A 255-nucleotide genomic window follows, 5' to 3' on the forward strand; every position below is an offset into this window, starting at 1 on the left:
TCATCCCCAAGCACGAGCGGCGCTTTACCGGTTTCGACGACAAAATCATAGCCATGTACGCCCGCGGCATGACGATTCGCGAGATCCAGGGTTTCTTGATCGATCAGTACGGCACCGAGGTATCACCGGAGTTCATCAGCTCGGTCACCGATGCGGTGATGGCCGAGGTGGGCGCCTGGCAGTCGCGCCCGCTCGAGCCGATGTACCCGGTGGTGTTCTTCGATGCGCTGCGGGTCAAGATCCGCGAGGACGCGG

At 62.0% G+C, this 255-nt stretch carries 1 protein-coding gene; it reads left to right on the top strand.

Going from position 1 to position 255, the window contains the following annotated elements; all coding sequences use genetic code 11:
- Nucleotides 1-255 (top strand): transposase (locus I8J34_RS24435; RefSeq protein WP_214364220.1); only part of this gene is annotated, 255 nt, incomplete at both ends.

The organism is Denitromonas iodatirespirans (genome assembly GCF_018524365.1).
Classification (GTDB): domain Bacteria; phylum Pseudomonadota; class Gammaproteobacteria; order Burkholderiales; family Rhodocyclaceae; genus Nitrogeniibacter; species Nitrogeniibacter iodatirespirans.